General features: G+C 65.2%; 13 protein-coding genes. 11 read left to right on the forward strand and 2 right to left on the reverse strand.

All coding sequences use genetic code 11. From position 1 onward, the window contains the following. Positions 1-21: 21 nt before the first annotated feature. Positions 22-1,017, reverse strand: coding sequence for an LLM class flavin-dependent oxidoreductase (locus AB6809_RS17685; protein WP_006051107.1), 996 nt, complete (start codon positions 1,015-1,017; stop codon positions 22-24). Positions 1,018-1,333: 316 nt separating this feature from the next. On the opposite strand from AB6809_RS17685, the gene AB6809_RS17690 reads away from it, so the two are divergent. The 4 genes from AB6809_RS17690 to AB6809_RS17705 all read left to right on the forward strand — a co-directional run bounded on the left by AB6809_RS17690 (position 1,334) and on the right by AB6809_RS17705 (position 5,670). Then, positions 1,334-2,410 (forward strand): LLM class flavin-dependent oxidoreductase, encoded by a 1,077-nt coding sequence (locus AB6809_RS17690; protein ID WP_371026901.1) that lies wholly within the window; start codon positions 1,334-1,336, stop codon positions 2,408-2,410. Positions 2,411-2,421: 11 nt separating this feature from the next. Next, positions 2,422-3,270 carry a class II aldolase/adducin family protein gene (locus AB6809_RS17695; RefSeq protein ID WP_029969156.1) on the forward strand — a complete coding sequence of 283 codons (849 nt, stop codon included), beginning with the start codon at positions 2,422-2,424 and terminating at the stop codon, positions 3,268-3,270. A gap of 193 nt (positions 3,271-3,463) precedes the next feature. Further along, the gene (locus AB6809_RS17700) at positions 3,464-4,072 is read left to right on the forward strand and encodes a cysteine dioxygenase (protein WP_029969158.1); all 609 of its coding nucleotides are present in this window, start codon (positions 3,464-3,466) and stop codon (positions 4,070-4,072) included. Next, positions 4,069-5,670, forward strand: a complete 1,602-nt coding sequence (locus tag AB6809_RS17705; RefSeq protein ID WP_006051103.1) for a rhodanese-related sulfurtransferase — start codon at positions 4,069-4,071, stop codon at positions 5,668-5,670. Before AB6809_RS17700 ends, AB6809_RS17705 begins: the two co-directional genes overlap by 4 nt. Here AB6809_RS17705 and AB6809_RS17710 read toward each other — a convergent pair. Then, the gene (locus AB6809_RS17710) at positions 5,658-6,623 is read right to left on the reverse strand and encodes a LysR family transcriptional regulator (RefSeq protein ID WP_371026923.1); all 966 of its coding nucleotides are present in this window, start codon (positions 6,621-6,623) and stop codon (positions 5,658-5,660) included. The two genes, AB6809_RS17705 and AB6809_RS17710, sit on opposite strands and share 13 nt — an antisense overlap. 179 nt (positions 6,624-6,802) lie before the next feature. On the opposite strand from AB6809_RS17710, the gene AB6809_RS17715 reads away from it, so the two are divergent. From AB6809_RS17715 to AB6809_RS17745, 7 genes are all read left to right on the forward strand, one after another. Continuing rightward, positions 6,803-7,780, forward strand: a complete 978-nt coding sequence (locus AB6809_RS17715; protein WP_029969164.1) for an ABC transporter substrate-binding protein — start codon at positions 6,803-6,805, stop codon at positions 7,778-7,780. A 610-nt stretch (positions 7,781-8,390) separates the two neighbouring features. Continuing rightward, positions 8,391-8,942 (forward strand): outer membrane protein assembly factor BamE, encoded by a 552-nt coding sequence (gene bamE / locus AB6809_RS17720; protein WP_310034362.1) that lies wholly within the window; start codon positions 8,391-8,393, stop codon positions 8,940-8,942. A gap of 47 nt (positions 8,943-8,989) precedes the next feature. After that, positions 8,990-9,943 (forward strand): patatin-like phospholipase family protein, encoded by a 954-nt coding sequence (locus AB6809_RS17725; protein ID WP_006051098.1) that lies wholly within the window; start codon positions 8,990-8,992, stop codon positions 9,941-9,943. Between the two features lie 325 nt (positions 9,944-10,268). After that, on the forward strand, positions 10,269-10,958 hold the full coding sequence (locus AB6809_RS17730) for an ABC transporter permease (protein ID WP_006051097.1): 690 nt from the start codon (positions 10,269-10,271) through the stop codon (positions 10,956-10,958). 4 nt (positions 10,959-10,962) lie between these two features. After that, complete coding sequence (locus AB6809_RS17735; protein ID WP_029969172.1) at positions 10,963-11,676, forward strand: ABC transporter permease; 714 nt, start codon at positions 10,963-10,965, stop codon at positions 11,674-11,676. Positions 11,677-11,720: 44 nt separating this feature from the next. Next, a complete protein-coding gene (locus AB6809_RS17740) occupies positions 11,721-12,512 on the forward strand; it encodes an ABC transporter ATP-binding protein (protein ID WP_006051095.1) in 792 nt (263 codons plus the stop codon). Positions 12,513-12,561: 49 nt separating this feature from the next. Continuing rightward, the gene (locus tag AB6809_RS17745) at positions 12,562-13,611 is read left to right on the forward strand and encodes a GlxA family transcriptional regulator (protein ID WP_006051094.1); all 1,050 of its coding nucleotides are present in this window, start codon (positions 12,562-12,564) and stop codon (positions 13,609-13,611) included. Positions 13,612-13,691: the final 80 nt, after the last annotated feature.

A 13,691-nucleotide genomic window follows, 5' to 3' on the forward strand; every position in this document is an offset into this window, starting at 1 on the left:
TCTTCATACACCTCGAAAGCCTCACTTCCCCCCAGCCATTTCCTCCCAAATCTCCGCCCCAATCTCAAACGACCGCAACCGCGCCTCATGATCATAGATCTGCGCGGTGAGCATCAACTCATCGGCGCCGGTCTGTTCGATGATCGACTTCAAGCCCTCGCGCACCGCATCGCGATCGCCGATCGCCGTGCACGCGAGCGAATGCGCGACCGAGTTCAATTCCATTTCCGAAGCCGCAACCCGGTCCACCGGCGGCTGCAATTGCCCCGGCGTGCCACGCCGCAAATTGATGAACTGCTGCTGAAGCGACGTAAACAGCCGCCGCGCTTCTTCATTGGTGTCGGCTGCGAAGAGGTTCACGCCGACCATCGCATACGGCTTGTCGAGCGTCTCCGACGGACGGAATTGCGCGCGATAAACCTGCAACGCCGTCAGCATGTAATCCGGCGCAAAGTGCGACGCGAATGCAAACGGCAAGCCGAGCGCCGCCGCAAGCTGCGCGCTGAAAAGCGACGACCCGAGCAGCCACAGCGGCACATGCAAGCCCGCGCCGGGCACCGCGCGAATGCGCTGGCCGGCGACGGGGTCCGCGAAATAACGCTGCAATTCGGCGACGTCGTCGGGGAACGAGTCCGCGCTGTTTTGCAGATCGCGGCGCAGCGCGCGCGCCGTGCTTTGGTCGGTGCCGGGCGCGCGTCCGAGTCCCAGGTCGATGCGGCCGGGATAAAGCGATTCCAGCGTGCCGAACTGCTCGGCGATCACGAGCGGCGCGTGATTCGGCAGCATCACGCCGCCCGAGCCGACGCGGATCGTCTTCGTGCCGCCCGCCACATAGCCGATCACGACCGAAGTGGCCGCGCTCGCAATGCCGGTCATGTTGTGATGCTCGGCGAGCCAGAAGCGGCGGTAGTTCCACCGCTCGGCGTGCTGTGCGAGATCGAGCGTGTTCCTGAAGGCATCCGCTGGCGTGGCGCCCGCGATGACCGGCGAAAGGTCGAGGACCGAAAAAGGGATCATTGTCTGTTGGCTTGCTGTTTCTGGCGCTTTCACGCGATGGGGCATTCTCGCAAAGCTTCCGGCTTTCTGCTGGCGACGCCGGGATGTCCACGTTTGCGAAAGGGTTTGTCGGCGGCATCATGGGCACTGAACCGCCGCAGCGCTTTCCCCGGCACCTCTGCCGTTACATGCAAGTTCGATATAGATATGGCCGATCAATATTTAACAAGCGCATGACGGCCTGCTACCGTGAACGCCTCGAACAATGCACTGCCATTGCATTCGGCCCGCAACGCCGCGGCCTCGCCGGGCAGCAATCATTCATGGAGGCACTCGCGTGTCCATCGAATTCATCGGCATGATCCAGACTCGCAAGGTATCGGAAACGCACGCGCCGCAAGGGCCGGTTATCGATGTCGGCTATCTCGAACAGTTCGCGCGCGCGCATGAAGCGGCGGGCTTCGACCGCATTCTCGTGCCGCATCATTCGACGAGCCCCGATGCATTGCTCACCGTCGCGCACGCCGCGAGCGTGACGAGCAACGTGCACTTCATGCTCGCGCATCGTCCGGGCTTCGTGGCGCCGACGCTCGCCGCGCGGCAACTGGCGACGCTCGATCATTATTCGCGCGGCCGTCTCGCGGTGCACATCATCTCGGGCGGCGACGACGCGGAGCAACGCCGCGACGGCGACTTCCTCTCGCACGACGAACGCTACGCGCGCACCGACGAGTATCTGCAGATCCTGCGCCGCCTCTGGACCGAAGCGAAGCCGTTCGATCACCACGGCCAGTACTATCGTTTCGAACAAGGCTTCTCCGAAGTGAAGCCGGTTCAGCAGCCGCATATCCCGGTGTATTTCGGCGGCGCGTCGGCGCCCGCACTCGAAATCGCTGGACGTCATGCGGACGTCTACGCGCTATGGGGCGAGTCGAAGGCGCAAGTGCGCGAGCAGGTGACGCGCGTGCGTGCCGAGGCCGCGAAGCACGGGCGCACCGTGCGCTTTTCCGTGTCGTTCAGGCCGATCCTCGCCGCGACAGAAAGCGCGGCGTGGGAGCGCGCCGAGCGCATCCTCGCCGAGACGAAGCGGCTGCGCGCGCTGCAAGGACTCGGCGTGGGCGGCCCCGCGCAAAGCGAAGGCGCGCGGCGCTTGCTCGCGGCATCCGGTGAATCGGATCGCGCGGACGAGCGCTTGTGGACCGGCATCGCGAAGGAAATCGGCGGACGTTCGAATTCGACGGCGCTCGTCGGCACGCCGCAACAGGTCGCCGACACGCTCGCCGAGTACTACGCGCTCGGCGTCACGACGTTCCTCGTGCGCGGCTTCGATCCGCTCGAAGACGCCATCGACTATGGCCGCGAACTGATTCCCGCAACACGCGAACGCGTGGCGCGCGTTGCCCTGGCCGCGTGAACGGAGGCGCGATGACCGACCTTTCTCACGCGCATCCACGGGCTGACGAAGCACGTTCGCCGGCCAGCACGCTCTCGACCCTGCAACGCCACGCGCCGCTGCGCAAATTCTGGTTCGACGACGTGCCGCCGCGCACGGATCTCGCCGCCGAGCGCCGTTATCGGCGGGAGCGGCTTGCCGTCGCGTTTCGTCTCTTTGCGCGCTACGGCTTCGATCAGGGGCTCGCCGGTCACATTACCGCACGCGATCCGGAATGGACCGATCACTTCTGGGTCAATCCGTTCGGCAAGCATTTCAGCCGCATCCGCGTGTCGGATCTGCTGCTCGTGAATGCGCAAGGCGAGATCGTGGTGGGCGAAGGGCCCGTGAATCAGGCGGCGTTTGCGATTCATGCGGCGATTCACGAGGCGCGTCCCGATGTCATCGCGGCGGCGCACACGCATTCGCTGTACGGCAAGGCGTGGTCCACGCTGGGCCGCACGCTCGATCCGCTGACGCAGGATTCATGCGCGTTCTACGAGGACCACGCGCTGTTCGACGATTTTCGCGGCGTCGTGCTCGATACCGGCGAAGGCGCGCGCATCGCAGCGTCGCTCGGCACGCACAAGGCGGTGATCCTCAAGAACCACGGCATTCTCACGGCGGGTCCGAGCGTGGAGGCGGCCGCGTGGTGGTACATCGCGCTCGACAATGCGTGTCATGCACAACTGCTCGCCGAAGCGGCCGGCACGCCGCAACGTATCCCGCACGACGTTGCCAAGCTCACGCACGAGCAGGTGGGCCGCGCGAATGGCGCATTGTTCGCGTTTCAGAGCCTGCTGGAAGGGCTCGTCGAAGCGGAGCCCGACGTGCTGAATTAAAGCGCGCGTACGCATGCCACGCGCAGCGTTTCTTCGCGAGACGCTGCGCGCCACGTCGTGCAGGTGGCAGCCGTTCGCGGTCGATGTTGCACCGCTTTGGGCCGCCGCTGCCGCGCGATGCTCTCTCGATGTGCGTAAAAGACGAAGAGAACTCGCGCGCATCAATCTTCGGACCTATCCTTCAATGTTAGCGATGACCCAGACCCTGCGGCCGGACCGGCTGCGCACGTTCGTCGGCCAGATCGCGGCGCTCGTCGACGGCGACACACGCGAAGCGGCGCTGCTCGACGCCGGCGCCAACGCGCTGCGTGAACTGATTGCTCACGACGACTGGCTGCCCGACGCATTCGCGCAGCCCGATCCCGAGCGCTATCAGCAGTACCTGTTGCACGCGGACTCGCGGCAGCGCTTTTCGGTCGTCAGTTTCGTGTGGGGGCCGGGGCAGGCGACGCCGGTTCACGACCACACGGTTTGGGGCTTGATCGGCGTGCTGCGTGGCGCGGAAATTGCGCAGCGTTACCGTGTCGCGGCGCACGGCGAAGTCGTCGCCGAGGGCGCCCCCGAGCGCCTTGGCGCCGGCGCCGTGGATGCCGTGTCGCCACGCATCGGCGATATTCATCGCGTGAGCAACGCATTGGGTGACCGTACGTCGATCAGCATTCACGTGTACGGTGGAAATATCGGCGCAGTGAACCGCTCGGTGTACCCGGGCGGCGCCCGTCGAAAAAAGTTTGTGTCCGGCTACTCGAACGACGTGTTGCCGAACATCTGGAATGTGTCGAAGGAGTCTCCGATCCCATGACTTTCGTGAAAGATTTTCGTACCCGATCTTATGCAGACGTGCGCCGCGCACTGCTCGAACGCGAGGAAATCGCGCTCGTCGATGTGCGCGAGGAAGATCCGCACGCGCGCAGTCATCCGCTCTTTGCCGCGAATCTGCCGCTGTCGCGGCTCGAACTCGATGCACCGGTGCGCTTGCCGCGCCGCGACGTGCCGATCGTCGTGCTCGACGACGGCGAAGGGCTCGCCGCGCGCGCCGCTGAACGTTTCGAAAGCCTCGGCTATAGCGACGTCGCGCTGCTCGAAGGCGGCCTGCAAGGCTGGCGCAAAGCCGGCGGCGAGTTGTTCCAGGACGTCAACGTGCCGAGCAAGGCGTTCGGCGAACTGGTCGAAAGCGTGCGCCACACGCCGTCGCTCCCGGCACAGCAGGTGCAGGCGCTGCTCGACCGCGAAGAGAACGTGGTCGTGCTCGACGCGCGCCGTTTCGATGAATACCAGACCATGAACATTCCCGGCAGCATCAGCGTGCCGGGGGCGGAACTCGTGCTGCGCGCGCGCGAACTGGCGCCGGACCCGGCCACGCGGATCATCGTCAATTGCGCGGGACGCACGCGCAGCATCATCGGCGCGCAGTCGCTGATCAACGCGGGTTTGCCGAACCCGGTTGCCGCGCTGCGCAACGGCACCATCGGCTGGACGCTCGCGGGGCAGCCGCTCGCGCACGGCAGTTCGCGGCGGCCTGGTCCCGTCGTCGACGACGCGTTGCGTCTCATCGCAGCCGATGGCGCGCGCGCCGTCGCCGACCGTGCGAAAGTGGGCCGCACGTCACGCGATGAAGCGCGCCGCTGGGCCGACGAAGCGGTGCGCACCGTGTACCGCTTCGACGTACGCACGCCGGAGGAATACGAAGCGGGCCACGTGCCGGGCTTTCGTTCCGCGCCAGGCGGCCAGCTTGTGCAGGAAACCGAAATGTTCGCGCCGGTGCGCGGCGCGCGCGTGATTCTCGCGGACAGCGACGGCGTGCGCGCGAACATGACCGCGTCGTGGCTCGCGCAGATGAACATCGAGGTCTACGTGGTCGACGGTTTGACGGCCGCCGACTTCGCGGAAAAAGGCGCGGCGCCCGCGGCGCGCCTGGCCCCGCAGCCGCCCGACGCCGATGAAATCGCCCCCGCCGAACTGGCCGCGCTGCTTCAGTCGCCGGGCACGGTGGTGCTCGACTTCACGAGCAGCGCGAACTACGTGAAGCGCCACATACCGGGCGCGTGGTTCGTGATCCGCAGTCAGTTGGAAACGGCATTGCACAAGCTGCCGGACGCGCGCCGCTATGTGCTGACGTGCGGCAGCAGTCTGCTCGCGCGCTTCGCCGCGCCCGACGTGGCGGCGCTCGCCGGCAAGCCGGTGCAGGTGCTGACGGGCGGCACGGCGGCGTGGATCGAAGCGGGCCTGCCGGTGGAAAGCGGCGAGACGCGGCTGGCGTCACCGCGCATCGACCGTTACCGGCGTCCTTATGAGGGCACCGATAACGCGCGCGAAGCGATGAATGCCTATCTCGAGTGGGAATACGGGCTCGTCGCGCAACTGGCTCGCGACGGCACGCATGGTTTTCATGTGATCTGACGGGGTTCGGCGGATCGCGGGGACAGGGACGGCGACTGACGACGCGCGCCCGCGGCTGCGCGCGTGTCCTTGAATTGCCGCGCGATCGCCGCGCCGAACCGCTCCACCGGCTGCTGCAATTTGCCGAGCGCGCGCGGCTGCACGAGCCAGATGTCGATGAGCGGCTTGAAGTCGCTGACCGACACCACGTCGAGCCTGTCGGCATAGGCGCTCGCATTGAAGAGCGGCAGCGGCACGAGCCCAAGACCATGACCGTCCGCCACGAGTTGCAACTGCAACTCCGTGCCGAGCGTTTCCAGATTCAGCTTGAGCGCGAGACCGAGACCCGTCAGCGCGCGTTGCAGACCGTCGCGGAAGCCGCAGCCGTCCGGATTCAACACCCAGCCAATCGACTGACACTGCGCGAGCGTATGCGCGCGTTTCGTGAGCAAACCCTTGCGCGCGACCACTGCGAGTTTGATGCGGCCGAGCGAGCGTGCCGACAGCGTGTCGTCGAAGGTTTTGTTGGCCGGGAGCAGGATCGCGGCGACGTCCAGTTCGCCCTCTTGCAGCCGTTCGAGCAACTGGCCGCCCCAGCCGGTCGACGCGCGCGCCTGCAAATCGGGGTAGGCGTCTTTCACCGCGCGCAGCGCGTCGCCGAGCGCGACGTCGGCGATGGTCTGTGCGACGCCCACGCGCAACGTGCCGGTGGGCGGCGTATCGGTCGCGACCATTTCGCGCAGCACGTCGAGTTCGCGCTGAATCGCGCGGCATTGCTCGTAGACGATCCGGCCGGTCGCCGTCGCCTTCAGCGGACGCGTGTTGCGGTCGAGCAATTCGACGCCGAGCGCTTCCTCGAAATTCTGCAGACGGCGCGTGATGGCCGGTTGCGTGAGCCCGAGCGAGAGCGCCGCCTGCTGCAGCGACTGACAGCGAATAACGGTGACGTAGGCGTCGATTTCGTCGATCTTCATGATGAGCGATGAGGTGGTTCGTGCGCCCGATGATACCTGCATCGCTGTTCCCGCATACTTTGCAAGCAACAAAAATTCGCATATTTGCTTAGCACGATAATGCGTTTGTCTTATACAAGACGCTCGCTTATCGTCGTCGAATCTATTGCTCGACACCTTCCTGGAACGTCATCCTCATCATGTCTTTTGCGATTTTCTCCGTCGTGCCTCGGGCACTTGTCAAACCGCTTGCCGCAATTATCGTGGCCATTCCCGCGATGTTGGTGTTGTGTGCGAGGCCCGCCGCCGCGGCCGACTTACCCGTGCTCAAGGTCGGCGACCAGTCGTTGCAGACGCGCGGCATTCTCGAAGCGTCCGGCCAGTTGAAAGACCTGCCGTACAAGATCGAATGGTTCAATTTTCCGGCAGCGCAGCCGCTTGGCGAAGCACTGAACGCGGGCGCCGTGGACGTCGGCGGCCTCGGCGACGCGCCGCTCGTTTTCGCACTCGCAGCGGGCGCGCGGGTGAGGGCGGTCGCCGCGACGCGCTCGAATCCGCTCGATCTGGCGATCGTCGTCGGTCCGCATTCGCCGCTCACGGACGTCGCGGGTCTGAAGGGCAAGCGCCTCGCGACGACGCGCGGCTCCATCGGCCACTATCTCGCGCTCGCCGCGCTGAAAAAGGCCAACCTGTCCGCAAGCGACGTCGCGTTCGTGTTCCTCGCGCCCGCCGACGCCAAGGCCGCGCTCGCGTCCGGCAGCGTCGACGCGTGGTCGGTGTGGGACCCGTACACGGCGCTCGGCGAGTCGCGCGACCACGACCGCATCATCGCGAACGGCGTGGGTTTGTCGGAAGGGCTCAGCTATCAGGTCGCGACCGAGGCCGCGATTGCGGGCAAACGCGCGCAATTGGCGGACTTCCTGCGGCGCGTGGCGATCGGCCAGCGCTGGGCGCTCACGCATCCCGACGAAGTCGCGGCGATGCAATCGCGCGTGACGGGCTTGCCCACCGATGTATTGAAGACCGTCTATCAGCGCGGCCAGGTGCATCCGGTCGCAATCGACGATACGGTCGTGGCCGCGCAGCAGCGCACCGCGGACACCTACGAAGCGGCCAACGTGATTCGCGCGCATCTGGATGTGCGTGCAAGTTTCGACCGCAGTTTCCCGTTGCCCTGACCGCGATGGCGCCGAGCCTTCCGGCGCCGCGAAATCCTCTGCAAATTCGGTGTAAACGCGCTCTCGTCTAGCGCTTCCAATCCCGTTAGATTAACGTCACTTGGAAGGCTTATTGAGGGGACCAGGGCGGCCAGTCAAGCAGCGGTTCGCCACTTCCGGCGATGGCGCAAGGTGTACGGCCAAGGCCGTTCATCGCCGCGCCGGAACGGACCGCTGCGCGTCGTCCTTCACGCGGTTTCCGCACATCTTCAAGACCGGCGTACTGACCGTACCCGCCGTCACGACCATCGCTTCACTGCCGTCCGGCATGGGCGACGCTTTGCACAGCGTCGCCTTTTTGCTTTCTGTTGCGTCTGTTGCGCTTTGCAATAATTGGCGCGCAGAGGGCGTCATCGTCGGAAAAGCGCTTTACGTCCTGCATTTTTCGCCTGCGAGGCCGGTTTCGCCGTGTCTTTGCGCGCCGTGTGCGCGCTCGCGGTTTTTGCGTCACGCGGTTATCCTGTAGCGCGCCCTAAGGAACGTCCAGCGGATGTCGAGCGGGAACTCCAGCGGGGAATCACTACACGACCGATGCGGGCACTCGCGTCCGCATCGCTACAGGAAATTTGCTGTGAGCCTGAAACTGCCTCTTGTCGCCATGCTGGCTGCATGCCTCGCGCTTACCGCGTGCGACGACCAACAGAGCGAGCACGCCGTGCAAAAAATCAAGGACCTGTTTAACGCCGTCAAGCCCGACGCGCTGCTGCTCAAGGACATGACGCCGGGCGTCACGACCCAAGCGCAGATCCGCGAGCAGATGGGCAAGCCCGAAACCGAACGCACTTATACGGACGGCTCGAAGCGCTTCGAGTATCCACGTGGTCCGCAAGGTATGAATACGTACATGGTGGACATTGACCGTGACGGTAAACTGCAATCCATCACGCAAGTGCTGACCGCGGCGAACTTCGGCAAGATCCGCATCGGCATGAGCGAGGACGAAGTGCGGCGGCTGCTCGGCAAACCGGGTCAGGTCGCGGTGTTTCCGCTCAAGCCGGAAACGGTGTGGAGCTGGAAGTGGCGCGAGGGCGGCGTGACGGAAGAAGGCATTTTCAACGTGCACTTCGACCAGAATCACACGGTGTACACGACATCGCGTTCGGACGTCATGCGCGGGCGCTAGAAACGCTGTAAACAACGAGAAGCAGACGAAGAAAGACGGGGGGCATCATGATACGTCGACGTCGATACAGCCGTATCGGGCTGGTGTTGGGAGGCGGCGCCGCGCGCGGCTGGGCGCATATCGGCGCGATCCGCGCGCTGCATGACGCGGGCATCAAGCCCGACGTGGTATGCGGCACGTCGATTGGCGCGCTGGTCGGCGCCGTCTATGCGAACGGCGACCTCGACTGGCTCGAGGAGTGGGTGTCGCGGCTCACGTGGCAGACGGTCGTGCGCCTGCTCGACTTGCGTTTGTCGGGCGGTCTGCTTGGCGGGCGCAAGGTGATCCAGTTATTCGCCGACAAATTCAACGGCCGGTCCATCGCGCAACTGAACATGCCGTTCGCCGCGGTCGCCACCGAACTCGACACGGGCCGCGAAAGCTGGTTGCAGGACGGCAGCGTGGTCGACGCGGTGCGTGCGTCGATTGCGATTCCCGGCATTTTCACGCCGGTTTGGCACAACGGCGTGTGGCTCGTCGACGGCGGCTTGAGCAATCCGGTTCCGGTGTCGGTCGCGCGCGGCATGCGGGCCGACTGCGTGATTGCCGTCGATCTGAACAACGACATTCTCAACGGACGCGATTTCGGCGGCGCGGTCGTGGACACGCCCGCCATCGACCCGAACGCGCCGACGCCGGTTTCGATGCGCCGCAACGGCAAGCCCTGGCCGCGCTGGCTCGCGCCCGCCGAAGAGCGCGCGACCGACGACGTGCGCGTGCCGCCCGCGCCGAGCGCGCGCGTGCCTTCGATGCTCAGTTCGATCGCGCAAAGCATCGACATCATGCAGGTGCGGATCACGCGCAGCCGCCTCGCGGGCGAGCCCGCGGACATCCTGATCCAGCCGCGCCTGGGCGGCATGGGCATCTTCGATTTTCATCGCGCGGCGCCGGCCATCGAGGAAGGGCGCGCGGCGGTCGAATACATGCTGCCCGCGATCCGCGCGCGGCTCGGCATGGACTAGCGGCGGCCCGCTCCTGGTCTTCGCACGGCCGCGCTTCGCCTTGCGCGAAGCGCGCGCCGTCTATCGAAAAAGCGACCTCAAACTTGCTAAATCGCGGCGGCGCGTCCGGGCCGCGCTGGCGACTGCATCCCGCCGCGTCCCCCAACACCAAGCGCCGCGAGCCGCCCGGCGCTTTCCGCGTGGCCTGCTGCGGCGCAGCAAACTTTGCGTCGGCCTTTGAGAAATTAATTTTCGCTTGGGAGACTCCGCGCCATGCCTGATGAGCCGGGGTCCGACGAGCCGGCTGCATCGAGGCGTTCTCAAACCAAACTGGATGGAGACACGCGTGGTGCTATACGGCTTTGGTCCGGTCCTGCTGGCCGGCACGATCCAGACGGTCGAACTGTCGGTGCTGTCGCTCGCGGCCGCCGTGCTGCTCGGCCTCGCGGGCGCGGCGGCGAAACTCTCCCTCAACCGGCCGTTGCGCGCGCTCGCCACCGGCTACACGACCTTGATCCGCTCGGTGCCCGACCTCGTGCTGATGCTGCTGCTTTTCTACAGCATCCAGATCGCGGTCAACAATCTGACCGACGCGCTCGATGTGGCGCAGTTCGACATCGACCCATTCGTCGCCGGCGTGCTGACGCTCGGCTTCATTTACGGCGCGTATTTCACGGAGACGTTTCGCGGCGCGTTTCTCGCCGTGCCGCGCGGCCAGCTCGAAGCGGGCAGCGCCTACGGCATGAGCGGCGTGCGCGTGTTCGCGCGCATTCTCTTTCCGCAGATGATGCGTTTCGCGCTGCCCGGCATCGGCAACAACTGGCAGGTGCTGGTGAAAGCGACGGCGCTGGTGTCGATCATCGGTCTCGCGGATGTCGTCAAGGCCGCGCAGGACGCGGGCAAAAGCACCTTCAACATGTTCTTCTTCATCCTGATCGCGGCGCTCATCTATCTCGCGCTGACGACCGTCTCGAACCTCGCGCTGATCTGGCTGGAACGCCGCTATTCGATCGGCGTCCGGCACGCGGAGCTTTAAGACCATGATCGACATTCTCAACGACTTCTGGCGCGCGTTTCTCTACTGGGACGGCCAGCGCATGTCCGGCCTCGCGGTCACGTTGTGGCTGCTGGTCGTGTCCGTCGGCATCGGCTTTTGTCTTGCGATTCCGCTCGCGGTCGCGCGCGTGTCGAAAAAGCGCTGGCTGTCGACGCCCGTGCGTCTCTACACCTATGTGTTTCGCGGCACGCCGCTCTACGTGCAACTGCTGCTTATTTACACCGGCATGTACAGCCTCGAATTCGTGCGCTCGCATGAACTGCTGGATGCGTTTTTCCGCAGCGGCTTTCACTGCGCGATTCTCGCGTTCGCGCTCAACACCTGCGCGTACACGACGGAGATTTTCGCGGGCGCAATTCGCGCGACCTCGCATGGCGAAGTGGAAGCGGCCCGTGCCTATGGCATGAGCTGGTTCACGATGTACCGCCGCATTGTGATACCGTCCGCGCTGCGCCGCGCCTTGCCGTTGTACAGTAACGAAGTGATCCTGATGCTGCACGCGACCACCGTCGCGTTCACGGCTACCGTGCCGGATATCCTGAAGGTGGCGCGCGACGCGAATTCGGCAACCTATCGTTCGTTCGACGCATTCGGCCTCGCGGCGTTGATCTACCTCGTGGTGTCGTTTGCTCTCGTCGCGCTGTTCCGCCGCGCCGAGCGTCACTGGCTCGGTTATCTGGCGGTCCGCACGCATTGAGCGCGCCGTCGCAAGTTCGATCGTATTTTCAAAGGGAGAGCACCTTGCTCCACACCACGCAAACCCAGGCTTGCAAGCTCGCCGTGCAGGACATCCACAAGCGCTACGGCGACAACGAAGTGCTCAAGGGCGTGTCGCTGAACGCGAACAAGGGCGACGTGATCAGCATCATCGGCGCGAGCGGTTCGGGCAAGAGCACCTTCCTGCGCTGCATTAACTTTCTCGAGCGGCCGAACGCGGGGCAGATTGTCGTCGACGGCGAAGCGGTGAAGACCAAGGCCGACCGCGCCGGCAATCTCGAAGTCGCGGATCACAAGCAGTTGCAACGCATTCGCACGAAGCTCGCGATGGTGTTCCAGCACTTCAATTTGTGGGCGCATATGAACGTGATCGAGAACGTCGTCGAGGCGCCGATTCACGTGCTCGGCCTGCCGCGTCGCGAAGCCGAAGAGCGCGCGCGCGAATATCTCGAGAAGGTGGGCCTCGCGCCGCGCGTCGAAAAACAGTATCCGGCGCATCTGTCCGGCGGTCAGCAGCAGCGCGTGGCGATTGCCCGCGCGCTCGCGATGGATCCCGATGTGATGCTGTTCGACGAGCCGACTTCGGCGCTCGATCCCGAACTCGTCGGCGAAGTATTGAAGGTCATGCAGAAGCTCGCGGAAGAAGGGCGCACGATGATCGTCGTCACGCACGAAATGGGTTTTGCGCGCAACGTGTCGAACCATGTGATGTTCCTGCATCAAGGCCGCACGGAAGAAGAAGGCTTGCCCGCCGAAGTGCTGAGCGCGCCGCGCAGCGAGCGGCTCAAGCAGTTCCTCTCCGGCAGCCTGAAGTAACGCGCGCCGCGTCCGCCCGTTCGCCCCGCCGCCGCGTTGTGATCCGCTGATGGCCCGCACGTCCAGTCCCGCACGCACCACGCAGGTCGCAATCGTCGCATTGCCGCCCGTGTCGATGTCGGGCGTCGGGCCGATTGTCGACGCGCTCAATCTCGCCAACGAAATCGACGGCCGCGCGCTGTATCGCGTGCAGGTCTGCTCGTGGGACGGCCGTGCGGTGCCGCTCGCAGGCGGCGCGCAGTGGCCCGCCGACGCCGCATTCGGCGACGCGATCGCGTGCGACTGGCTGATCGTCATCACGGAACGCTTTCAGCAATTTGCCGACTATCGGCTGTTTCTCGCGAGCCTTGCGCGTGTCGGGCAACGCACGCCGCTCGTCACGGGGATCCATCACGGCGTGTGGTGGCTCGCGATGGCGGGGCAATTGTCCGGCTATCGCGTGAGCGTGAACTGGGAAACCTATCAGCAGTTCGCCGAGCAGTTCGAGCGCTCCATCGTCACGCAGCAGATTTTCGAAATCGACCGCGATCGCGCGACTTGCGCGGGCGGTCAGGCCACTGTCGACTTCATGCTCGCGATGATCGGCCGCGAACACGGCCCCGAGCTCGCGGATCGCATCGCGGATACGCTCGGCGTCGGCGTGTTGCGCGCGGGCGAGGAACGTCAGCGCATTCCGTTCGTGACCGCGCCGGGCGAGCGCCATCCGCGTCTGAACGATGCGTTGATGCTGATGGAAGCGAATATCGAAGACCCGCTCACCACCGACGAAATCGCCGGTCTCGTCGGCGTTTCGCGGCGGCAACTGGAGCGACTCTTTCGCCAGTATCTCGGCTCGATGCCGTCCAAATACTACCTGGGTCTGCGCCTTTCGAAAGCGCGCACGCAATTGCAGCGCACCAGCAAATCGGTCGTGCAGATCAGCCTCGCGTGCGGATTTTCGTCGGCGGCGCACTTTTCGAATGCATACCGCGAGCGCTTCGGCGTGACGCCGCGCGAGGATCGCCGCAACTGGCTCGACCGGCAGACGGGCGCGGGCGGCGCGGCGGCGAGCGAACCGCGCGCGGGCGCATTGATCGAGCGGCCGGATCTCGCGGATTGAAAGCGCCTCGGCGCGCGGCGGGCGCCGCTCGCAGCACGCAACGAGGTGGAAGCTCATAGAAAGCGTCGCGTATGCGCAAG

It is taken from the genome of Paraburkholderia sp. RCC_158 (genome assembly GCF_041355255.1).
Classification (GTDB): Bacteria; Pseudomonadota; Gammaproteobacteria; order Burkholderiales; family Burkholderiaceae; genus Paraburkholderia; species Paraburkholderia graminis.